The following is a 20,778-nucleotide window of genomic DNA, read 5'->3' on the forward strand; positions in this document are numbered from 1 at the left end:
TCACGACAATGCTTCCAGTTCGGCCTGCATTGATTCCAACAGTTCCAGCGCTTGCATCCAGGCGTCTTCCAGCTCGGATTCACGCACTTTCAGCTTGGCCTGTTCGGCCAGCAGATCGCGTAGCTTGTCCTTGTTGGCAGCCTCGTAGTTGGTGCTGTCGGCCAGCGCTTCTTCGACCTTGGCGAGTTTTTCATTCACCAGCCCGAGATCACGCTCCAGCTTGTCGGCTTCGCGCTTGTGCGGTGCCAGTTGCTGACGCAAGGCCGCTGCCTGTTGGCGCTGGGCTTTCTTGTCGGTCTTGTCGGCGTTGACGGGCGTGTTGCTGACCGGCGCGTTGCGCAGCCGGTAATCGGCCAGCCAGCGCGTGTAGTCATCCAGATCGCCGTCGAATTCCTGTACGCGGCCGTCGGCCACCAGCAGGAAGTCATCGGTCGTGCTCTTGAGCAAATGCCTGTCGTGAGACACCACCAGTACCGCACCACCGAACTCCTGCAAGGCCATGGTCAGCGCCAGGCGCATCTCCAGGTCGAGGTGGTTGGTCGGTTCATCGAGCAGCAACAGGTTGGGCTTTTCCCAGGCGATCAATGCCAGCGCCAGGCGGGCTTTCTCGCCACCGGAGAAATTCAGCACCGGCTCATCCAGGCGCGCGCCACGGAAGTCGAAACCGCCAAGGAAATCACGCAGCGTCTGTTCACGCTCGGTCGGTGCCAGGCGCTGCAAGTGCAGCAACGGGGTCGCCTTGGCGTCCAGTGAGTCGAGCTGATGCTGGGCAAAGTAGCCCACGGTGAGGTTTTCGCCACGCACCAGCCGACCGCTTTGCGGCTCGAGCTCGCCGGCGAGGTTTTTGATCAGCGTCGACTTGCCTGCGCCGTTCGGACCCAGCAGGCCGATGCGTGCACCGGGCGTGAGTTGCAGCTTGACCTTCTCGAGGATGGTCTTGTCGCCATAACCCAGGCGCGCGTCGGACAGGTCCAGCAATGGGCTGGAGATCTTGTCGGACTCACGGAAAACGAAGTTGAACGGTGAGTCGACGTGCGCGGCCGACAGCTCTTCCATGCGCTCCAGCGCCTTGATCCGGCTTTGTGCCTGACGGGCCTTGGTAGCCTGGGCCTTGAAGCGTGCGATGTACTTTTCCATGTGCGCACGTTGCGCCTGCTGCTTTTCGTAGGCCTGTTGCTGTTGCGCCAGACGTTCGGCACGGGCCCGCTCGAACGCGCTGTAGCCGCCGCGATAGAGGGTGATCTTGCGTTGCTCGACATGGGCGATGTGATCGACCACGGCATCCAGAAAATCCCGGTCGTGGGAAATCAGCAGCAAGGTGCCGGGGTAACTCTTGAGCCAGTCTTCAAGCCACAGAATGGCGTCAAGGTCCAAGTGGTTGGTCGGTTCGTCGAGCAGCAGCAGGTCCGAGGGGCACATCAATGCCTGCGCCAGGTTCAGGCGCATACGCCAACCACCGGAGAAACTGCCGACCGGACGTTCCATCTGTTCGTTGGTGAAGCCCAACCCGGCCAGCAGCTTGCGCGCGCGTGCGTCGGCGGTATAACCGTCGGCGCTGTCGAGCTCCGAATGCAGACGTGCCTGAGCGGCGCCGTCCTGCGCGGCTTCGGCCTCGGCCAGCGAGCTCTGTACTTCCCGCAGGCGCTCGTCGCCATCGAGCACGTAATCCACGGCCAGGCGTTCGAGCGTGTCGACCTCCTGGCGCATGTGCGCGATACGCCAGTCGGCGGGCAGCAGGCAGTCGCCGGCATCCGGCGTCAGCTCTCCACGCAGCAGGGCAAACAGGCTGGATTTACCGGCGCCATTGGCACCGATCAGGCCGGCTTTATGGCCGGCGTGCAGAGTCAGCTCGGCGTCTTCTAGCAGACGTTGCGGACCACGCTGTAAGGTAAGGCTTTGAAGTCGAATCATAATGGCGGCGGAGTCTACCAGCTTCGTCCTGAACAGGTGGATCACTATGCCTTCAGCGCTCTGGAGTTTCACCCTCGATTTCTACGCCCGACCGGGTGTGGAACAGGCTTGTCTGACGCTGCAAGCCAACGGGGCCAACGTGTGCATGGTGCTTTGCGGGGTGTGGCTGGGTACGCGCGACGTGGCGTGCAACGCTCAGCGAGTCGCGCAAATAAAGCAGTTGGCGACACCCTGGCATGACGATGTGGTGCGTCCGCTACGGGATTTGCGCAACCAATGGCGCATTGCTGCGCTTGAAGATGCGTTGCTGACTACATTACGGATGAAGGTCAAGGCGCTGGAACTGGAGGCCGAACAGAGCCTGATGATAAAGCTTGAGGCACTGACCGGGGATTGGCCGGCAGGTGAGGCGAGGAATGCAGAGGAGTGGCTGCTCGAACTTGCCGAAGGGGATGCAGAAAAAAACCGCGATGCGCTGGATGTGCTGCGCATCGCGGTTGGACATGCCGTCGACCAGACTTAGGAAGCGCTGGTTGGCGTTGCGCCGTTGGCAGGGGTTGCCGGTGCGGCGGCTGGCGCAGCAGGTGCAGGCGTCGTCGGCTTGGCTGCAGCAGCAGGCGCTGGCGTGGCCGGTTTGGCGGCGGCTGGCTTCGCCGCAGGTTTGGCGACAGGCTTGGCTGCTGCTTTCACAGGTGCCTTGGCAGGTGCTTTGGCCGGTGCCTTGACGGGCGCTTTCACAGGCGCTTTCGCCGCAGGCTTGGCGGCCGCTGCTTTTGCTACCGCAGGTTTGGCAGCGCTGCTGGCGGTGGCCTTGGCAGCCGGCGCCTTGGTGGCGGCAGGCTTGGCCGCAACCGGCTTGGTGGCAGTGGTCTTGGCTGCAGCAGGCTTGGCGGTAACCGGCTTGGCGGCAGCCGGCTTGGTGGCAGTGGTCTTGGCTGCGACAGGCTTGGCTGCTGCAGTCGTGCGGGCGGCAGGTTTGGCGGCGGCTTTTACCGGGGCCTTGGCAGCAGCGGTTTTGACCGCTGGCTTGGCAACTGCGGAAGGCTTGGCTGCGGCTTTGGTGACTGGCTTGGCGGCGGCCGCTTTAACCGGCGCTTTCGCTGCAGTTTTTGCGGGGGCTTTGGCAGCAGGTGTCTTGGCAACAGGTGCCTTGGCGACGGCTTTAGGCGCGACAGGCTTGGCATCGCGAGTGGTCAGGATCTTGCCGACCGCCTCTTTTACGCGACCAATACCCTGGGCCAGTTTCAGGCTTTCCTGGGCATCACGCTTGAGGTGCAGGATGTACGTGCGGGTTTCGGTCTGACGATCCTTGAGAGCGTCCAGCAACTCTTCCAGCTCGGACACGGCGCCTTTGGCCTTGGCCTGCGCCTTGGATTTTCCGGCGGTGGCAGCATCCTGCAGTTTGATGCGGGAATTGTGCAGTTTTTCCTGTGCCTTGCCGCGTTGTTTCTCAAGCTTGGCGAGCAGTTTCTCGGCATCAGCCAAGGCTTGGGAGCAGGCGTCTTCCAGATGTTCAAGCAAGCTGCCCGATAATTGTTGGAGCAAATGCAACGGAGTATTTACTGGCTTCTTTTTGGCCGACATGACTTACCTCCTGGGTGACGAAATTGCGGCTCATACTAGGCTTCTGCGCGCATCGCCGCTAGGGCATCTTGACAGCATCCATGGGTCCCTGTTGCATACTGAGAGAAATGATTGCTCGGCACGATGCAAAGGCATTGTGAAATTCACGTCACAAGACTCGTCACTACTCGCGCTGGCGCAGGCATAATCGCTGCCTTCCCAGGCCGGAGAGCATTAATGTCGCGCTACCTGTTAACGTCGTTGTTCCTCTTGCTACCCCTGGCTCAGGCCGCCGAGTCGCCACCTGCGTCCAGTGACGGCCACGACCTCGCCTATAGCCTGGGCGCAAGCCTTGGCGAGCGGTTGCATCAGGAAGTCCCTGACCTGGACCTCAAGGCGTTGGTGGAAGGCTTGCAGCAGGCTTATCAGGGCAAGCCGCTGGCGCTCAAGCAGGAGCGCATCGACCAGATTCTGCGCGAGCATGATGCCGCTATCGCTCAGGCCGAGACTGCCGGTACGGATGCGCCGACCGAGGCGGCCCTCAAGGCCGAGCGCACGTTCATGGACAGCGAGAAGGCCAAGCCGGGTGTGAAGGTGCTGGCTGACGGGATTCTCATGACCGAGCTGACTCCTGGCACCGGCCCCAAGCCCAGTGCCGACGGCCGGGTTGAGGTGCGTTACGTCGGTCGTTTGCCGGACGGCACGATCTTCGATCAGAGCACCCAGCCCCAGTGGTTCCGGCTCGACAGTGTGATCAGCGGCTGGACCAGCGCCTTGCAGAACATGCCGACCGGCGCGAAGTGGCGTCTGGTCATTCCTTCGGATCAGGCCTATGGCGCCGAGGGCGCTGGCGATCTGATCGATCCGTTTACACCGCTGGTATTTGAAATCGAGCTGGTTGCGGTTTCGCAGTAAGCGGGCGTAAAGCCGGCGTTCAGAAATGCGAAAGGGTGCAATAAGCACCCTTGGCGTGTAGCGCTGGCACCGACAAGATCACGCCTGAGCGGCGATCTCTTCCTTGTGCGAGTTGTGCAGCACTTCGATCAGGCAGTCTTCCAGCTCGAAACGCTCGTGCAGCAATTGCCCCAGCTGATTGAATTCCCGTGCTACTACCGCCGCATCCGAGCAGTCGCCCTTGTCGCAGCGATCATTGAACGTGAGGGCAAACTTGGTGATGACGTCCAGACGTGGATAGATCGTGTCTGCCAGCTCGAGCCCACGCTCGTCATTGAACGCCCGGGCTTCATCACCCAGCTGTTCGTAGACTTCGAAGTGCCCGGCGGAGACGTAATCCACAAGAATCCCGCAGAAGTTCTGCAGACCTTCAAGGTCGGCTGCCAACGCTTCGGGCGTGTCGCCCAGCGCGTCATAGGCTTCGACCAGTTCGAGACGGCTTTGAAGCCAGCGATCGATCAGCTTGTTCACTCCGCCCCAGCGTTCCTGAGCATTCTGACAACTTTCCAGCATGGTCTTCTCTCTTCCCTTCAGGGGCATGCAGTCCTGGGCCGGTCCGGGTGATTGGCCGGGACCTGGCCTGATAAATGCGTCAGGACAGCATATTTCCAGTGACGCGTGCGGCCCAGATTATGCCCGCTCGACAAGGCCATCAAGGTACGCAGGAGATAAAGTTCATACAAGCGTTTAATAGCCGCCCCGATCTCTGGTCGCCAGCCAGTGGCTGAATTCGCTGAAAAGAGGATACAGCGGTAACAGCGCCAGACCCGTGAATGCCAGAAGACTCCACTCCGGCAGGCTGATGCCGAACAGTGTCCAGGTGATCTCGGCGCAAAACAGCGCGTCGCTTCGCAGTCGGTCGATGCACATGTCCAGGGAGAGCAGGCTCAATACCTGCTCCAGTCTGGTAATAACAGGTATCAATTGATCGGCCGAGGCGGTCTGCAACCACACCTGTGTGCCTGCTGCAGCAAGCCCGGCCAGGGCGACCAGCAAAAGCCCCAGACTGTAGCGCCGCGTGCCTGTCGGGCCAGATGCGTGGCAGGCAGCACAGAGCGCCAGCACGCCACAGACGATGAATGCAGCCCGTTGCACCATGCACAGCGCGCAAGGGTCGAGACCGAAAGCTTGCTGCAGGTAGAAGGCGACGCCAATGATTGATGCACAGGCCAGCGATGCCAGGAAAAACAGGAAGCGTGTGCGAGCCAGATACATGGCAAATCCGTAACAAAGGACGAGACGATTACGGTAGAGGAAAGGGTGCGGCGCATTCAAGGTGGCGGCATACGGATGCGTCGCTGTTTACCGAGGAAAAAGAACACACCGCTGCGTGGTTCTTTTACCCATGTATGTAGGACGATTCTTACGCATTGATCTTGACGGGCTGGTGAGGCAGCACGGAGAGCCCTGACCTAGGACTCTCCGGTGGTTTCAAGCCTTGGTCAGTACCGGCAGGGGCCGCGACAGAAGGCGCTCGTCCAGCAGGCCCAGGCCTTCCTGAAACAGCTGATTGCTGCGATCCGTCTCACCCAGTTGGCCCAGCAGACGAGCCAGCTCGGCGCAGGTTTCGGGATTGCGTTCCAGGCGCAGACTGCTCTCCAGATAATCCCGCGCCTTGCCCCACAGTCGGCCTTGCAGACAGATACGTCCCAGGCTCAGCAACAGGCTTGGATCAGCCGGATGGTGCTTGAGCCAGCCTTCCGCCGTTTGCAGCTGCTTGAGCGGGTCACTGCCGCGAACCAGCCCGTACAGACGCGCCAGATGGCTGTTGTACTCGCGCTTGAGGGCGCTACGAAGCACCTCTTCAGCCTGAGCTTCGGCACCCAGACGGCGCAATTGATCGGCGTACGCCAACACCAGTTGCGGCTCCTGGCGTTGCGCAGAGGCCAGCCCCTGCCAGGCGCTCTCCAGAGAAGGCAGACCGGTCGGTGCGCCTTCGATGCCCTCGCGGTACGCCGCCAGGCTCAGGTTCTCGCCCCAGGCGCGGCGTTCCAGCTCGGCCAGCTCCTTGGCTGGCAGAACCTTGTCCTTGCGCAGTTCCGGCATTAGGCGGACCACGTCGGACCAGTCACCACGCTGCTGATACAGGCGTTGCAACTGACGAAGCACCTGAGGGTTGTGCGGATGACGCTCTTTCATGGCCAGCAGCGTGGTCAGCGCACCTTCGGTGTCGCCGCGATCCTGCTGCAACTGGGCGTGATTCAGGGCAATTGCCAGCTCGGCTTGTGGCTGACGCTCGAGCGCACGTTCCAGCAAGGCATCGCAGTCTTCGTAACGACCCTGCTCGTTGGCCGCGCGTGCAGCGCCGATGTAGTAGAGCAGCGGGTGAGTATCGGCTTCGGCCGCGCGTTGCAGATGACGCTGAGCGCTGGACCAGCGGCCCTCCGCAAGGTCCATCTGGCCTTGCTCGATAGCCATTTGCACGCGACGACGGCGGTTGCGACGCGACCATGGGTTAACCACGCGGCCCGAAGTCGTCAGCAGGCTGATCAACAGTCTCAGCAGTGCGATCACCAGCAACGCGGCGACCAGCAGCGCCAGGGTCGCCCACAGGCTCGATTCGTAGCGGAAGTTCTGATAGGCGATCAGGACGTAACCGGAATGCTCGGCGATGGCGACACCGATCAACGCCGCAGCGGCGATCGCGATGAATAACAGCACATAGAAGCGCTTCATCGGCTGGTCCCCTGTTGCGCCTCGGCTGGCTGGCCGGCGGCATGACGGCGTTCAAGGTAGGCCTGCACGGCGCTCAGGGTCGGCGCCAGATCCGGTGTCTTCACCGATACCGGCTGGCTGGCGACAGCATCAAGCCCCTGGCCGAGCGCTTTACCCTGTGGATCGTCCTGATCGAAGTTGGCTTTCAGAACGTTTTGCGCTTCAGTGATGGCCTTGGAATAAACCTCGGGCTCGCCGTTAAGCGCTGCCCACTGCGCCTGCTCCAGCGCCAGGCTCAGCGCCAGACGCACCTGCGAAAGGCTTTGGCCGGCGAGTACCGGGCGGATGTCCTGGTCGGCGTTGAAGTCGATGCGGAAGTAATGGGAGATCTCGTCCCACCACTGCGTCCACCGGCTGGATTCGGTCTTGTCGGCGGTCAGGCCCAACAGTGACTCGCCCTTGTCTTCGTATTCGGGGGCCAGCTTGTTGAGCTGTACAGCTTGCTCACGCAGAGCTGCGAGTTGCAGAAACAGCCCGGTGCGGTCCGGCTGCTCGATGCTGCGCAGGGCGGCAAGGCTCTTGGCCAATTGCTCGCGGGCAGCGAAGGAGCCCGGATCGTCCTGCTCACGCAGAATTTCGTCGGCACCCTGAACCAGCGCCTGTGCACTGTTGATGTCCTGCAGCGCTGAAAGACGCAGGCTTGCCAGACGCAGCAGATGCTCGGCCTCGGCCAGACGCCAGTCCTTGCGGCTCGCCCCCAGTACGGTTTCGAGTCGCTGGCTGAGGCGCTGCTGATCGCCTTGCAGTTGCGCGACCAGACGTCGACTGTCTTCCAGCTGATTGGCTGGCGGGAATTGCGCGATGCGTGCGCTCAGCTGCTGGTCATTCTGCGCCAGTACCAGGGTCTGTTCGGCGATATTCTCGACCTGTCCGCGCTGCTGCTGGTGCCCGGCCTGCAACATGCGCAGTTGCCAGACTCCCCAGCCGGCGACGGCGATACCGGCAATTGCCAGCAGCAAGGCCAGGAACACCAGGCCACTGTTGCGGCTGCCGGTGCGCTCGGTGCGGACTGGCTCAGGCTTGGATGCCGGCGTTTTCAACACCGATTCTTCGTCTTTAGGCAAGGCTGTTTCGCTCACGTATCCCATCCTTTGCATTTTGGCGTAATAGCGTAAACGACAGGTGTCGATCATTACGCCTTGACGGCAGGCTGAGGTTGTTCCCGCAACGCTGCCAGCAATGCCGCGGCGCTGGCGCCACGACAATCAATAACGGTCCTTGCTCCGGCTGCCCGCGCGATGCTGGCAACCCTGGGGCTCGGTACAAACAGCGGCAGATCGGCCAGGACCGGCCATGAATCCCCCGCCAACTGAAGCAAATGTTCAAAACCCTGCCCACTGCTGACCACCAGCCCGTTCAAGCGTTCCACCGCGACGCGTTGCGCCAGGGCGCCGGGCGCATGTTGCGGCAGGTAGCGACGATACAGCGGCAGGTAATCAACCCCCACCCCCAGCCCGCGCAGTTGCTCGGCCAGCAGTTCGCGTCCCTCGTCACCGCGCATGATCAACACACGGCTTCCCGGTACGGCAATCGCCTGTTTGAGGCGCGGCAGTTCAAGCAAGGCTTCGCTGTCGTCGCCCTGCTCCGGCCAGCTCGCATCCAGCCCGTAGTCGAGCAGTATCTGCCCGGTTGCTGAACCCACACTGAACCAGGGTTGCAGGGGCGGTTGCGGCCATACTTCGTCGATCAGCTCGATGGCCAGTCGCGCGGCAGGTTTGCTGACCACGATCACTGCACAATAATTGAGCAGCTCGAAAATGATCGAACGCTGTGCAGGCGTCAAGGGCAAAGGCTCGGTTTCAAGCAGGGGCAGACTGCTGCTGAAGATACCGTCCTCGGCCAGCACCCTGGCCAGCGCTGCCGACTCTTCGGCCGGGCGGGTCAGCAGCAGACGCCAGCCACTCATTCGTTATTGGCCTCGCCGTAGACCGCTTTCAGGATGTCGGCGGCGCCCTGCTCCAGCAGCGCTTCGGCCACCTGCACACCCAGTGCCTGAGCAGATGTCTGAGGTGCCCGGGCATCCGCGTGCAGCAACACGCTGCCGGACGGATCGCCCACCAGGCCGCGCAACCAAACGTCATCGCCTTCCAGCACGGCGTAGCAGGCGATCGGCACCTGACAGCCACCGTTGAGGTGCTTGTTCAGCGAACGCTCGGCAATCACGCGCACAGCAGTGTCTTCATGATGCAGAGGGGCAAGCAGTGCATGAATTTCGGCGTCGACGCTGCGGCATTCGATACCCACCGCGCCCTGGCCACCGGCTGGCAGGCTGTCGTCGACACTGATTGCGGAAGTGATGCGGTCTTCGAAACCCAGGCGGATCAGGCCAGCGGCGGCGAGGATGATGGCGTCGTATTCACCGGCATCCAGCTTGGCCAGACGGGTATTGACGTTGCCGCGCAGGAAGCGGATCTGCAGATCGGGTCGACGCGCCAGCAATTGGGCCTGACGGCGCAGGCTGGAGGTGCCGACAATGCTGCCGGCCGGCAACTGGTCCAGGCTGGCAAAGGTGTTGGAAACGAATGCATCGCGCGGGTCTTCGCGCTCGCAGATGCAGAACAGGCCCAGGCCTTGTGGAAAGTCCATCGGCACGTCTTTCATCGAGTGCACGGCGATGTCGGCGTTGTTTTCCAGGAGCGCGGTTTCCAGCTCCTTGACGAACAGGCCTTTGCCACCGATTTTCGACAGCGGGGAGTCGAGCAATTTGTCGCCACGGCTGACCATGGGTACCAGCGTCACGAGCAGGCCGGGGTGGGCCTGTTCCAGGCGGGCCTTGACGTATTCTGCCTGCCAGAGTGCCAGCGCGCTTTTGCGAGTGGCGATGCGGATTTCGCGAGAGGACATTGAACAATCCGTACTGAGTAAATGCGACGGATAATAACAGCTCAATCCCGGTCAGGGCGGCTTCGGCGCTGATTGCAACTTGCGTCAGACACTGAGCCGATCAATCAATCGGCAGTGCCTGAGGGGCGCATGGGAAAGGCTGCGCGTAGGCCAGCCGAAAAGCACATGGAGCCGGAATTCTCTCCCGTTCCATGACTCGGTCTGGACGCAGAGGCTCCAGAGCGGCGAGGCGCTAGAGCTGCTGCATCATTTTGCGGACACCGGCGACGTGGCGGCGGCTGACGATCAACGCATCGCCATTGAGCCCTCTGAGGAACAGCTGGAAATGCCCCAGCGGGGTGCGCTGCAACCGTTCTATGCGCTCGCGGGCCACCAGCGCATTGCGATGGATGCGCACGAAACGGTCACCGAATTCGTCTTCCAGTGCCTTGAGCGGTTCGTCCAGCAGCACTTCGCCGCCCTCGTGACGCAAGGTCACGTATTTGTGATCGGCGATAAAGTAGATCACCTGATCCAGGGGAATCAGCTCGATGCCTTTGCGGGTACGCGCGCTGATGTGGCTGCGTGGCCCTGATCCGCTTTCGGCTGCCGGGCGGGTCAAAGCCGCCAGTTGCACGCGGTTCGGCCGCTCGGCTTTTCGCAGCGCTTCGACAAGGTGCTCGGGACGCACAGGCTTGACCAGATAGCCCACCGCACTGACCTGAAAAGCTTCCAGGGCGAACTCATCGTGGGCGGTGCAAAACACAACGGCAGGCGGTGCTTCCCGCTCGCACAGTCGGGCTGCGACCTGGAGGCCATCGAGACCCGGCATGCGGATATCGAGCAGCACTACATCCGGTTTGTGGGTTTCGATCAGCGCCAAGGCTTCTTCGCCATTGGACGCGCTGGGTTCCAGTACTCGATAACCCTCGATTTCATTGACCATGCGGCTCAATCGCTCGCGGGCCAGGGGTTCGTCATCAACGATCAGGACATTCATATAGCTCTGGCTTCCTGCGTGAGTCTCGCACAAGGATAGCGTAGACAGGTGTAGTGACGACCGTCACGGCGCTCCACGCTCAGACTGGCATGCGGGCCAAAAAGTGCCGCAATTCGTGCGCCTATATTCGTCAGAGCCTGCTGAGTACCGTTGGAAGTCTGCCGATTGGCAACTTCTTCATAGGGATTGCTGACGCTCAATATGAACTCTCCCCCTTCATAGTTCGCTTCGACCGTTACAACGCCCCCTTCGACCCGCGGAGCAATGCCATAAATCAAAGCGTTTTCAAGTAATGGCTGCAAGGTTAGCTGGGGGATTGGCAAGTCATCGGGAATTGCACTCACCCTCCAGTCCAACTGTAGACGCTCGCCAAGACGATATTGCTCAATCGATAAATATCGTTTTGCCAATGCCAGCTCTTCACCCCACGTCACGAGGCTGCCCGGCTTGGCCAGACTGGCACGAAAAAGGTCCGAAAGATCGAGCACCGCCTGCTCGGCCTTGACCGGGTTGCTGGCCACCAGACTGGCGATACTGTTGAGTGTATTGAAGAGGAAGTGCGGGCGGATGCGCGCCTGCAGCGATTCGATCCTGGCGCGCAGCTCGCCCTGTTGCTGCTTGCGCCACTGACTCTGCAGATAGAAATAACGCAGCATCAGGGCGGACATGATCAGGGCAATCGTCGAGTAGCGCAGATAACGCTCGACCATGCCGCTGACCGAAATTCGCCCGGTAAGCTGACAGACGTCGGTGACGGCTGTGCACAGCAGCGTCAGGCCGACCACCAGCAGGCAACTGAGCATGCCCGCCAGCCCCGGCGTCAATCGCGCCAGCCAGGGGCGCAACCCGCACAGCAGCGCTGCCGATAGCAGCACGATCCATTGCACGAACAGCGACATCAACGCCAGGCGTACCCAGTCGAAGCCGCTGCGCATCGGTTCCACCAGCACCAGAACCAGCACCAGCAGCTCGGCCAGCACGACGAGCACCAGCAATGCCTGCGGCAGGCACAGTTCAGGGAGGAAAAAGTCTTTGCCGGGCGCGGGCCGGGCATCATGTTTCATAGGTTCGATTCGCATGGCTCCAGTCTCTGCCCTGGCCTCGTCAGCGGCAAGCTGTCCGGGGATAAAAATGCATCAACCCTGTTATCATCGCGTTCGTTCTTGTGCCAGGTATCGGGCACGTCACTTTCAGTCAGCAACGAGCGAATCCATGAGCACCGACAAGACCAACCAGTCCTGGGGCGGCCGCTTCAGTGAACCCGTCGACGCGTTCGTCGCGCGTTTCACTGCCTCCGTCACCTTCGATCAACGCCTGTATCGCCACGACATCATGGGCTCCATCGCCCACGCTACGATGCTGGCCAAGGTGGGCGTACTGACCGACGCCGAGCGCGATACCATCGTTGACGGCCTGAACACCATCCAGGCCGAGATCGAGGCTGGCCAGTTCGACTGGCGCGTCGATCTGGAAGACGTGCACATGAACATTGAAGCACGCCTGACCGACCGCATCGGTATCACCGGCAAGAAGCTGCACACCGGTCGCAGCCGCAACGATCAGGTCGCCACCGATATCCGTCTGTGGCTGCGCGACGAAATCGACCTTATCCTCAGCGAAATCACACGTCTGCAGCAAGGTCTGCTGGGCCAGGCCGAGCGTGAAGCTGAAACCATCATGCCCGGTTTCACCCACTTGCAGACGGCCCAGCCGGTAACATTCGGTCACCATATGCTGGCCTGGTTCGAAATGCTCAGCCGCGACTACGAGCGTCTGGTGGATTGCCGCAAGCGTCTCAACCGCATGCCGCTGGGCAGCGCGGCGCTGGCGGGCACTACCTACCCGATCGACCGCGAGCTGACCTGCACACTGCTGGGCTTCGAGGTGGTGGGCGGCAACTCGCTGGACGGCGTATCGGATCGCGACTTCGCCATCGAATTCTGCTCGGCTGCATCCATCGCAATGATGCACCTGTCGCGCTTTTCGGAAGAGTTGGTGCTCTGGACCAGTGCGCAGTTCCAGTTCATCGACCTGCCGGACCGCTTCTGCACCGGCAGCTCGATCATGCCGCAAAAGAAGAACCCCGATGTTCCTGAACTGGTTCGCGGCAAGAGCGGCCGCGTGTTCGGTGCCCTGATGGGCCTGCTGACCCTGATGAAAGGCCAGCCCCTGGCTTACAACAAGGACAACCAGGAAGACAAGGAACCGCTGTTCGACGCCGCCGATACGCTGCGTGATTCGTTGCGTGCATTCGCCGACATGATCCCTTCGATCAAGCCCAAGCACGCGATGATGCGTGAAGCAGCGCTGCGCGGCTTCTCGACCGCCACCGATCTGGCCGACTATCTGGTCCGCCGTGGTCTGCCGTTCCGTGACTGCCATGAGATCGTCGGTCACGCGGTGAAATACGGTGTGGAAACCGGCAAGGACCTGGCAGAGATGAGCCTGGAAGAGCTGCGTCAGTTCAGCAACCAGATCGAACAGGACGTCTTCGCCGTGCTGACCCTGGAAGGTTCGGTGAATGCCCGTAATCACATCGGCGGCACCGCCCCCGAACAGGTCCGCGCTGCCGTCGTTCGCGGCCAGGAGCTGCTGGCCGGGCGCTGAAGATACCCCGCATAGCCCTGATGACGCGGAGCATTGGCACGATAGAAATCTCAAGGCTTTCATCGTTCCCATGCTCCGCGTGGGAATGCCGTTCTGGACGCTCCGCGTCCTATCCTGAGCGTGCGTAGCGCAACGGATATGTGACGCAGAGCGTCACGACCTGCATGCCAACGCAGAGCATTGGCACGATAGTGATCTCAAGGCTTCATCGTTCCCATGCTCCGCGTGGGAATGCTGTTCTGGACGCTCTGCGTCCTATCCTGAATGTGCGCCGCAGAGCGTCACAAAACGACCGTGTTCTCGTGCACCTATCGCTCCTACGACTCTTTCAGCAGCTGCCGATTTCCCTCCGGCGCACCCCGCCGCTATCATCCCCGCTTCTTGTGGGGGACTTATCCGATGCTCAATGGCCTGTGGCTTGGTTTTTTTGTCGTGGCGACGATTTCCGCGCTGGTGCAGTGGCTGGTGGGCGGCAACGCCGGCATTTTTGCGGCGATGGTCGAAAGTATCTTTGCCATGGCCAAGCTGTCGGTCGAGGTCATGGTGCTGCTGTTCGGCACACTGACCCTGTGGTTGGGCTTTTTGCGCATCGCCGAGAAGGCCGGCATCGTCGACTGGCTGGCCAAGGTCCTCGGGCCGCTGTTTCTGCGCCTGATGCCGGAGGTGCCGCCCGGCCACCCTGCGCTGGGGCTGATCACCCTCAACTTCGCCGCCAACGCGCTGGGTCTCGACAACGCCGCCACGCCGATTGGCCTGAAGGCCATGCGCTCGCTACAGGAACTCAACCCGAGCAAGACCGCCGCCAGTAACGCGCAGATCCTGTTTCTGGTGCTCAACGCCTCATCCCTGACCCTGCTGCCGGTGACGATCTTCATGTACCGCGCCCAGCAAGGTGCGCCTGACCCGACCCTGGTATTCCTGCCGATCCTGCTGGCCACCAGTGTCTCGACCATCGTCGGCCTGCTGTCGGTCGCGTTCATGCAGCGTCTGCGCTTGTGGGACCCGGTGGTGCTCGCCTACCTCATCCCCGGTGCTCTGTTGCTGGGCACCTTCATGGCTTTTCTCGGCACGCTGTCGGCGGCTGCGCTGGCGGGTCTGTCGTCGATTCTGGGCAACCTCACGCTGTTCGGCCTGATCATGATGTTTCTGATCATCGGCACGCTACGCAAGGTGCTGGTCTACGAGGCCTTCGTCGAAGGTGCGAAGGAAGGTTTCGACGTCGCCAAGAGCCTGCTGCCTTATCTGGTCGCCATGCTCTGTGCGGTGGGCGTGCTGCGCGCATCCGGCGCGCTGGACTTCGGCCTGGAAGGCATTCGGCATCTGGTGCAGTGGCTGGGGCTGGACACGCGCTTCGTCGATGCGTTGCCGACCGCGATGGTCAAACCCTTCTCGGGCAGCGCCGCCCGTGCCCTGTTGATCGAAACCATGCAGACCCAGGGCGTGGACAGCTTCGCTGCATTGGCCGCTGCCACGATTCAGGGCAGCACCGAGACCACGTTCTACGTCCTTGCCGTGTACTTCGGCGCCGTGGGCATTCAGCGCGCTCGCCATGCGGTGGGCTGCGCGCTGCTGGCCGAGTTTTCCGGTGTCGTGGCCGCGATCTTCGTCTGCTACTGGTTCTTCGGCGCGACCGCGACCTGAAACATTACTGCGCCGGAGCCTGAGGCGCAGACTCCGCGGGGGCTGCTTCGGCAGGCGCAGCCTCCTGCTTCTCCTGCTTCGGCTCATCAGCCGGTGCGGACTCAGGCGTAGTCTCTTCGGCCGAGTCGCCGCCCGGCTTGAGCTTGATTATCCGCCCGGTAGGTCGCTTGACTGCTGGCTGGTCATTGTCAGTGACGACAAAACGCAGCACGCCGATCATCTGGCCGTCCTCGGTCAGCACCCTCACCTGCCAGCGTCCTGTCACGTCCTCCGGGAAGTTTTGCTTGCGCGTCCAGGCGCGATAGCCTTCCTTGCGGCCGCCGTGGATATCCAGCGCGATGCGGTCCATCTCTTCGCCTTCATGCCACCACACATGGTAGATACGCTCGTCCAGCCCGCGCGGCGCATTGATGGCGGTGTACGCATACAGGCCGCCGTTGCGCAGCTGCTTGGCGCTGATCAGCGAAATACTGTCGCCCGGCGTACGGTTCTTGTTATCGAAGTCCGGGCTCACCGCCACTTCAGTCAACCACAGCGTCGCAGGCGGCACCCAGGAGCGTAGCAACCAGCCCGCCGCGCCGATGGCCAGGATGATGCTGATCACGGCCAGTGCGCTGCGCCAGGTGTTGAGCGGGAAGTTGGACATCAGGCTGGGCGCCGACAGCAGCATCGCCACGCCCAGCGCCAGTTTGTAACTCTCGGCGGTGGTCAGGTGCAGGATGATCGGCAGCGCGGTCAGCAGTGCCGCGAACAGTGTCAGAGTGTGCAACGTCATGAACAGCCAGCGTCTGGGCGCCAGCCACTTGTAGTAGAGAGGGTCGATGATTGAGATCAGCCCGGCGGCGCCGAGCACCGCAGTGAATACCGCCTGACCACTGTTCCAGGTGGTGGTGATGAAAAAGAACGGCAGCACGAAGAACAGGCTTTCCTGATGGATCATCTGCGTGCCGTAGCGCAGCAAGCCCTGCGGAATCTCGCGGCCCAGCGCCTTGTTGAGCAACCCGACCATAGTGTTTTCGACCATCAGCCACAGCCAGCTGATCAGCATCACCACGGCAATCCAGGTGGCCAGCCCTGCCTGGCGATCGACCAGAATGAAACTGGCGATACCGGAAACGAAACCAAACGCTGCAATGAGCCCCGGGTAGCGCTGCATCAAGTTGAGCACGGGTGTCACATAGCGATTCACGTCAAGCATCGGAGGGGTCACTCGGTTCTGTTCATACAAAAAACGCGCTGTGTAACAAACGCAGCGCGGAGCCTGCACCCGGGGTGCAGTTTGGTGTCAGGATTCTATTTGCTGCGTACACGCCAGCGCCACAGGGCCAGCAGTGCTATGAAACCCAGTACTCCGCCAATCAGCCAATACAGACCGTCATAACTGAACAATGGCTTTTCAATGCGCATGTAACCCGGCTGGGCAAGCAATTGGCGCATCGCCTGATTGGCCGTTTCCAGCTTCACCGCCTTGATCCGTTTGGCCGGATCCTCGAAGCGCCCGTTTTCATAATCGTTGAGCGCGCTCCAATAGTAGTCGGCCAGCGCGCTATTGCCTTGTGTGGCCCATGACTGCCGGTCAATGGCGAGCTGTTGCAGCCGCGCAAACGTAGCGGGCTGCATGCCGTCTTTTTGCAGGCGCTCGACCAGACCGCGAATGTCGCGCTCGGCTTCATCGGCATCGTCACGTTCGACATCGGCGTTCAGGCTCAAAAACCCGACATCGCCGAACACTTCGCGCTCTGCCGAGGGGCCGTAGGACAAACTGTGTTTCAGGCGCAGCTCAGTGTAGAGCGTCCAGTCCAGATAGGCTTTGACCAGTTCCCAGGTTTCGTCGTGCTGGTCGTCGAGCTGCGGCTCTGGGTAGATCAGGTGCAGCTTGGCGCTCTCGCCCAGCCCGCCGCGCTCAAGCTCGCGGCGCGGTTCGGCCGAGCCGCTGCCCTGCGCCAGTGGCGGGTGGTCGATCGGATCGGTGGGGGCGAGCTTGCCGTAGGTGCGCTCCAGATAGGCTGGCAGCAGCTTGTCCAGATCACCCACCACAATCAGCGTCATGTTGTTGGGGGCGTACCAGTTGGCGAAGATGTCTTCGATGTGCTCCAGCTGGATGCCGTCCACCTCGGGACGTTCAGCGCATTTGAGGCCCAGCTCCACGGCCAGCTGGCTGCTGGCGCTGCGCCCGGAATCACGCCGGTCAAGCAGGCGCTGCAAGTGCGAAAAATGCCCGCCATCTTCGCGTTCGACCACGCGTTTGACGCCGTCCAGCCGCGCCTGGCTCAGCTCGGTTTTGGTCATGATCTCCAGCAGCAGGTCGAGCACCTTGCGCTGGTTGCGCGCAGGCGCTTCGATCACGAAGGTGGTATCGGCGTTGCTGGTGAAGGCGTTCCACTCGCCGCCCAGTGCCTGCATACGCTCCTCCAGCCCCCCTTCACCGCTGTTATCCACGCCGCTGAACAGCAGGTGTTCCAGCAGATGCGGCAGTTCCTTGTCCTGGCACGGGAAGTCATCGAAGCCGATACCCACCACCAGGCGGATGGCGACGTGACCCTTGTCATAACCGGGCTTGAGAATGACTTGCAAACCATTGGGCAGCAGATAGCCCTCGACCTGAAGACGGTCAAGGGCGAATGAGGGAAGTGAACCGAGGAGCAGACAAGCGAACAGCAGGCAACGCATAAAACAGCTTTCCTGGCGGGCCGGTATGTTTAACAGACTTCACCTCGGCCCTTACGTTCATAGCGATCTGTCGGCCTCGACCTCGCTCGACAAGGCTCCTGTGTCAGCGGTTTCCAGCACTACGTAGGCGCTGCTGCAAAACAGCGAGTTCAGACGCTTCATGTCGGCAATCAGTTCCAGGTGCAGCGAACTGGTTTCGATACTCTGGACCACCTTGTTGCGCAGCCGGCTGACGTGGGCGTGCGCCAGGCGTCGCTCCTCGGCCCTGAACTGGCGCTTCTCGCGCAACAACTGACGCGCGCTTTCGTGATCGCCGCTGAGGAACACCGAAAGGCCCAGGCGCAGGTTCGACTGTAATTGAATCTGCAGATCGGCAAGTTCTTCAAGACCGACTTCAGAGAACGACCGGCGATGTGCCGTCTTCTGCTGCTGGATCTTGCGCAACATGCGTTCGATCAGGCCGCTGGCCAGCTCCAGGTTGATGGTCAGTTCGATGATCTCGGCCCAGCGCCGGTTGTCGTGCTCGCCGAGGTCTTCACGCGGCATCTGCGCCAGGTACAGCTTGATCGCGCTGTACAGCGCTTCGACGTCATCGTTGAGGCGGCGCACTTCCTGGGTCACCGCCGTTTGCGTGCCGCGCAGTACCGCCAGCATCGAGGCGAGCATGCTTTCGATCAGGTCGCCCATACGCAGGGTTTCGCGCACCGCGTTGGCCAGCGCAAGGCTGGGCGTCGACAGCGCGGTCAGGTCCAGATGACGCGGTTTGGCCAGGCCGCCGACTTCGTTCTGCTGGGGCAGCAGATACGAGCACAACCGCGCCATCGGGGCCACGGTTGGCAGCATGATCAGGCAGCGCACCGTGTTGTAAAGCAGGTGAAAGCCGATCACCAGTTCCTGCGGACTAAAGCCCAGCGTGTCGATCCAGGCAACCAGCGGATCGAGCACCGGAAAGATCAGCAGCAGGCCGAACAGTTTGTACAGCAGACTGCCCAGCGCCACCTGCCGGCCGGCAACGTTCTGCATGCTGGTACTGAGAAAGGCCAGCAGGCCGCTGCCGATGTTGGCCCCGATCACCAGGCCGATCGCCACCGGCAAGCCAATGACTTCGGTGCCTGCCAATGTGGCCGTCAGCAGCACTGCCGCCAGGCTGGAATAGGAGATCAGCGCGAACATGGCGCCCACCAGCGCATCCAGCAGCAGGTCGCCGGTCAGCGAGGCGAACAGCACCTTGACCCCCGCCGCCTGGGTGATCGGTGCGGCAGCCGCGACGATCAGCTGCAAGGCCAGCACGATCAGGCCCAAGCCGATACCGACCCGTCCCAGTTGACCGGCACGGGTCTGCTTGCGCGACAGGAAAAACACTACGCCAAGGAAGATCAGCAGCGGCGACAGCCATGACAGATCGAAGGTCAGCACGCGAGACATCAAGGCGGTGCCGACATCGGCGCCAAGCATGATCACCAGGGCAGGCGTCAACGTCATCAGCCCCTGGCCGACAAACGACGTCACCAGCATGGCGGTGGCGTTGCTGCTCTGCACCAGTGCCGTCACCAGAATGCCGGCTATGAACGCGAGCGGTCGTTTGGACATGTTCTGGCTGAGCACACGACGAAGTTGTGTACCGTAAACACGAAGGATGCCAGTGCGCACGATATGCGTGCCCCAGATCAGCAGGGCGACGGCGGATAGCAAATCGAGCAGGGTCAGCATGCGAAAAGCCCCCTGAGGTTTGCCTATACAGGCGATGAATTGAAAGATGCAGCGTGTAGCGAGCGGGGATGGATGAAACGCTCTACTAAGCTTTTAGTCGGCCATGGGCCTTGGCGCCAGCATCGCACAGCGCGGATTTCATTGAAATAAAAGTGTCATAAATCAGTATTTTGATATTGCTCGGGCATTCGCCATGAACCCGTCGCATGTGCCTCATGGCTGTTCACCCGCCCTGCCGCCCGCAGGCGGCGGAAACGTTACAGGGTCAATCCATAGTGTACGCAACGTTAGGGTCGAGTTTCATACCGACGGCCTTTGCGACGTGCATGCCTTTTTCATACGAAAACGATTTATCTGCTGTGGGCTGGAAGAACTCCACGAAATCCAGGCTGCGGCGACTGAACACGAACCCGCCGATGAGCGGCTGATTGACTGCATACAGATGCGGACACAGCGCCATCATCGACGAAGCAGGCACGCCGATCAGGTGTTCCTCAAGATCGCCGGTCTGTTGAGTTTCTTGCGGGTAAAACCACAGTGGCGTGCTGATGAACAGATAGGCATCCGGCCCCAGGCTGGAAAGCAATGTGCGCACCAGCCATCTCGCCGTATCGGCTGTCAGATGCTCGACGACATCCAGCAGACAGATTATCCGGTACTGGGCCAGCCGCTCGGATGACAGCTCTTGAGCAAGGCCGTGCCAGATGTTGCGGTAGGTAGCGTTCTCATGCAGCTGCGAATTCTGGCAGTTGGCTTCCCAGCCATCGATGCCGTCCACCGACCAGTGCGCCGTGTCCGGGTTTGCCTTGATCAACGCGCCCAGTGTTCCAGAGCCGAACCCGATATCCAGCACTTCAACATCGCTGCTGAGGTCTTTCAGGATATGGAAAATCATCGCCTTGGGAGAGACCGAGTCGCCTTCCACATGGCCGGTTGCAGGCGCGAAGCCTTCTGTAGGCTGATAGTTTTCAACATATTGCTTCATTGTCTGGATCCTTGACGATGGTTAGGGAGGCGGGGTTTACCGTAGATCCTGTTGAAGCATCCGCATTGGGGTGTAGGAGGAGTATAGGGGGGGTCGAGTGCCTGGCCTTTAATCCTGCAAACTGACCAGAAACGCTTGGTGACACGAGTGGCGCCTGTAGCGGCATAGCAGGCTTTGGCGGATATTCGGAACCTGACGC

General features: G+C 61.3%; 18 protein-coding genes. 4 read left to right on the forward strand and 14 right to left on the reverse strand.

All coding sequences use genetic code 11. From position 1 onward, the window contains the following. Complete coding sequence (locus tag PI739_RS17070; protein ID WP_003432693.1) at positions 1 to 1,911, reverse strand: ATP-binding cassette domain-containing protein; 1,911 nt, start codon at positions 1,909 to 1,911, stop codon at positions 1 to 3. Between the two features lie 46 nt (positions 1,912 to 1,957). Here PI739_RS17070 and PI739_RS17075 point away from each other — a divergent pair, with 46 nt between their 5' ends. Next, positions 1,958 to 2,434: a TIGR02444 family protein gene (locus PI739_RS17075; protein ID WP_003351458.1), complete on the forward strand. Its 477-nt coding sequence runs from the start codon at positions 1,958 to 1,960 to the stop codon at positions 2,432 to 2,434. Here PI739_RS17075 and PI739_RS17080 read toward each other — a convergent pair. Next, on the reverse strand, positions 2,431 to 3,495 hold the full coding sequence (locus PI739_RS17080) for an AlgP family protein (RefSeq protein WP_187810059.1): 1,065 nt from the start codon (positions 3,493 to 3,495) through the stop codon (positions 2,431 to 2,433). The genes PI739_RS17075 and PI739_RS17080 overlap by 4 nt on opposite strands. 216 nt (positions 3,496 to 3,711) lie before the next feature. Between PI739_RS17080 and PI739_RS17085 the strand changes: the two genes are divergently transcribed. Beyond that, positions 3,712 to 4,389, forward strand: coding sequence for an FKBP-type peptidyl-prolyl cis-trans isomerase (locus tag PI739_RS17085; protein ID WP_003367726.1), 678 nt, complete (start codon positions 3,712 to 3,714; stop codon positions 4,387 to 4,389). A 78-nt stretch (positions 4,390 to 4,467) separates the two neighbouring features. On the opposite strand, the gene PI739_RS17090 is transcribed toward PI739_RS17085, so the two are convergent. The 8 genes from PI739_RS17090 to PI739_RS17125 form a co-directional block, all read right to left on the reverse strand. Beyond that, a complete protein-coding gene (locus PI739_RS17090) occupies positions 4,468 to 4,941 on the reverse strand; it encodes an Rsd/AlgQ family anti-sigma factor (RefSeq protein WP_003432684.1) in 474 nt (157 codons plus the stop codon). A gap of 174 nt (positions 4,942 to 5,115) precedes the next feature. Then, positions 5,116 to 5,643 (reverse strand): disulfide bond formation protein B, encoded by a 528-nt coding sequence (locus PI739_RS17095; protein WP_054082309.1) that lies wholly within the window; start codon positions 5,641 to 5,643, stop codon positions 5,116 to 5,118. Between the two features lie 216 nt (positions 5,644 to 5,859). Then, a complete protein-coding gene (locus PI739_RS17100; RefSeq protein WP_003367721.1) occupies positions 5,860 to 7,104 on the reverse strand; it encodes a heme biosynthesis protein HemY in 1,245 nt (414 codons plus the stop codon). Continuing rightward, on the reverse strand, positions 7,101 to 8,222 hold the full coding sequence (locus PI739_RS17105; protein WP_271352052.1) for a uroporphyrinogen-III C-methyltransferase: 1,122 nt from the start codon (positions 8,220 to 8,222) through the stop codon (positions 7,101 to 7,103). Before PI739_RS17105 ends, PI739_RS17100 begins: the two co-directional genes overlap by 4 nt. A 53-nt stretch (positions 8,223 to 8,275) precedes the next feature. Further along, on the reverse strand, positions 8,276 to 9,049 hold the full coding sequence (locus PI739_RS17110) for a uroporphyrinogen-III synthase (protein ID WP_044309662.1): 774 nt from the start codon (positions 9,047 to 9,049) through the stop codon (positions 8,276 to 8,278). Then, positions 9,046 to 9,987: a hydroxymethylbilane synthase gene (hemC, locus tag PI739_RS17115; protein WP_003318426.1), complete on the reverse strand. Its 942-nt coding sequence runs from the start codon at positions 9,985 to 9,987 to the stop codon at positions 9,046 to 9,048. Before hemC ends, PI739_RS17110 begins: the two co-directional genes overlap by 4 nt. Positions 9,988 to 10,219: 232 nt before the next feature. Next, the gene (locus tag PI739_RS17120) at positions 10,220 to 10,966 is read right to left on the reverse strand and encodes a LytR/AlgR family response regulator transcription factor (protein ID WP_003367710.1); all 747 of its coding nucleotides are present in this window, start codon (positions 10,964 to 10,966) and stop codon (positions 10,220 to 10,222) included. Beyond that, entirely contained in the window at positions 10,963 to 12,045 is a 1,083-nt protein-coding gene (locus tag PI739_RS17125) for a sensor histidine kinase (RefSeq protein WP_074809064.1), read from the reverse strand. Before PI739_RS17125 ends, PI739_RS17120 begins: the two co-directional genes overlap by 4 nt. Positions 12,046 to 12,178: 133 nt before the next feature. On the opposite strand from PI739_RS17125, the gene argH reads away from it, so the two are divergent. Further along, positions 12,179 to 13,573: an argininosuccinate lyase gene (gene argH / locus PI739_RS17130; protein WP_003432671.1), complete on the forward strand. Its 1,395-nt coding sequence runs from the start codon at positions 12,179 to 12,181 to the stop codon at positions 13,571 to 13,573. Between the two features lie 399 nt (positions 13,574 to 13,972). Further along, positions 13,973 to 15,214 (forward strand): nucleoside recognition domain-containing protein, encoded by a 1,242-nt coding sequence (locus PI739_RS17135; RefSeq protein WP_003367703.1) that lies wholly within the window; start codon positions 13,973 to 13,975, stop codon positions 15,212 to 15,214. Between the two features lie 4 nt (positions 15,215 to 15,218). Here the strand turns inward: PI739_RS17135 and PI739_RS17140 are convergent, their stop codons facing one another. The 4 genes from PI739_RS17140 to PI739_RS17155 form a co-directional block, all read right to left on the reverse strand. Beyond that, on the reverse strand, positions 15,219 to 16,412 hold the full coding sequence (locus PI739_RS17140; RefSeq protein ID WP_003367700.1) for a DUF5924 family protein: 1,194 nt from the start codon (positions 16,410 to 16,412) through the stop codon (positions 15,219 to 15,221). Positions 16,413 to 16,507: 95 nt separating this feature from the next. After that, positions 16,508 to 17,884 carry a M16 family metallopeptidase gene (locus PI739_RS17145; RefSeq protein ID WP_271352053.1) on the reverse strand — a complete coding sequence of 459 codons (1,377 nt, stop codon included), beginning with the start codon at positions 17,882 to 17,884 and terminating at the stop codon, positions 16,508 to 16,510. 57 nt (positions 17,885 to 17,941) lie between these two features. Further along, entirely contained in the window at positions 17,942 to 19,594 is a 1,653-nt protein-coding gene (locus PI739_RS17150) for a Na/Pi cotransporter family protein (protein ID WP_003367694.1), read from the reverse strand. A gap of 265 nt (positions 19,595 to 19,859) precedes the next feature. Then, entirely contained in the window at positions 19,860 to 20,579 is a 720-nt protein-coding gene (locus PI739_RS17155; protein ID WP_003367692.1) for a class I SAM-dependent methyltransferase, read from the reverse strand. Between the last annotated feature and the right edge of the window lie 199 nt (positions 20,580 to 20,778).

The organism is Pseudomonas cerasi, assembly GCF_027983475.1.
GTDB classification, from domain to species: domain Bacteria; phylum Pseudomonadota; class Gammaproteobacteria; order Pseudomonadales; family Pseudomonadaceae; genus Aquipseudomonas; species Aquipseudomonas cerasi.

What these genes read in the sequence shown, in the direction of transcription:
- PI739_RS17070 (WP_003432693.1), bottom strand. Translation starts at nt 1,911, where the DNA reads ATGATTCGACTTCAAAGCCTTACCTTACAGCGTGGTCCGCAACGTCTG.
- PI739_RS17075 (WP_003351458.1), top strand. Translation starts at nt 1,958, where the DNA reads ATGCCTTCAGCGCTCTGGAGTTTCACCCTCGATTTCTACGCCCGACCG.
- PI739_RS17080 (WP_187810059.1), bottom strand. Translation starts at nt 3,495, where the DNA reads ATGTCGGCCAAAAAGAAGCCAGTAAATACTCCGTTGCATTTGCTCCAA.
- PI739_RS17085 (WP_003367726.1), top strand. Translation starts at nt 3,712, where the DNA reads ATGTCGCGCTACCTGTTAACGTCGTTGTTCCTCTTGCTACCCCTGGCT.
- PI739_RS17090 (WP_003432684.1), bottom strand. Translation starts at nt 4,941, where the DNA reads ATGCTGGAAAGTTGTCAGAATGCTCAGGAACGCTGGGGCGGAGTGAAC.
- PI739_RS17095 (WP_054082309.1), bottom strand. Translation starts at nt 5,643, where the DNA reads ATGTATCTGGCTCGCACACGCTTCCTGTTTTTCCTGGCATCGCTGGCC.
- PI739_RS17100 (WP_003367721.1), bottom strand. Translation starts at nt 7,104, where the DNA reads ATGAAGCGCTTCTATGTGCTGTTATTCATCGCGATCGCCGCTGCGGCG.
- PI739_RS17110 (WP_044309662.1), bottom strand. Translation starts at nt 9,049, where the DNA reads ATGAGTGGCTGGCGTCTGCTGCTGACCCGCCCGGCCGAAGAGTCGGCA.
- hemC (WP_003318426.1), bottom strand. Translation starts at nt 9,987, where the DNA reads ATGTCCTCTCGCGAAATCCGCATCGCCACTCGCAAAAGCGCGCTGGCA.
- PI739_RS17120 (WP_003367710.1), bottom strand. Translation starts at nt 10,966, where the DNA reads ATGAATGTCCTGATCGTTGATGACGAACCCCTGGCCCGCGAGCGATTG.
- PI739_RS17125 (WP_074809064.1), bottom strand. Translation starts at nt 12,045, where the DNA reads ATGCGAATCGAACCTATGAAACATGATGCCCGGCCCGCGCCCGGCAAA.
- argH (WP_003432671.1), top strand. Translation starts at nt 12,179, where the DNA reads ATGAGCACCGACAAGACCAACCAGTCCTGGGGCGGCCGCTTCAGTGAA.
- PI739_RS17135 (WP_003367703.1), top strand. Translation starts at nt 13,973, where the DNA reads ATGCTCAATGGCCTGTGGCTTGGTTTTTTTGTCGTGGCGACGATTTCC.
- PI739_RS17140 (WP_003367700.1), bottom strand. Translation starts at nt 16,412, where the DNA reads ATGCTTGACGTGAATCGCTATGTGACACCCGTGCTCAACTTGATGCAG.
- PI739_RS17145 (WP_271352053.1), bottom strand. Translation starts at nt 17,884, where the DNA reads ATGCGTTGCCTGCTGTTCGCTTGTCTGCTCCTCGGTTCACTTCCCTCA.
- PI739_RS17150 (WP_003367694.1), bottom strand. Translation starts at nt 19,594, where the DNA reads ATGCTGACCCTGCTCGATTTGCTATCCGCCGTCGCCCTGCTGATCTGG.
- PI739_RS17155 (WP_003367692.1), bottom strand. Translation starts at nt 20,579, where the DNA reads ATGAAGCAATATGTTGAAAACTATCAGCCTACAGAAGGCTTCGCGCCT.